The sequence below is a fragment of the Halomonas sp. ND22Bw genome, from assembly GCF_003011945.1.
Taxonomy (GTDB): domain Bacteria; phylum Pseudomonadota; class Gammaproteobacteria; order Pseudomonadales; family Halomonadaceae; genus Halomonas; species Halomonas halophila.
In genome coordinates this window covers 1-257 of sequence record NZ_PXWD01001243.1, presented here as the reverse complement: position 1 = coordinate 257, position 257 = coordinate 1, and the positions used below count along the sequence as shown (strand labels likewise).

Sequence of the window (257 nt, the reverse complement as noted above, 5' to 3'; positions counted from 1 at the left end):
CGCGCGTGTGTTTGTGGTGGCACCTGACGAGTACGTGCTGGTGTTCGTTGTTCATCACATCAGTGCGGATGGCTCGTCGATGGGCCCGATGACGCGAGATCTGATGGTTGCCTACATGGCTCGATCCGCGGACGCTGTGCCGTCGTGGGCGCCGCTGGCAGTGCAGTATGCGGATTACGCGTTGTGGCAGCGTGAGGTGTTGGGTTCGGAAGATGATGCGGCGTCGTTGATTTCGCGTCAGGTCGAGTTCTGGTCTC

General features: G+C 60.3%; 1 protein-coding gene. It reads left to right on the top strand.

Annotated elements, in window-relative coordinates; genetic code table 11:
* Positions 1-34: 34 nt before the first annotated feature.
* On the top strand, positions 35-257 hold a 223-nt coding region (locus CVH10_RS22150; protein ID WP_369335967.1), incomplete at its 3' end, for a condensation domain-containing protein.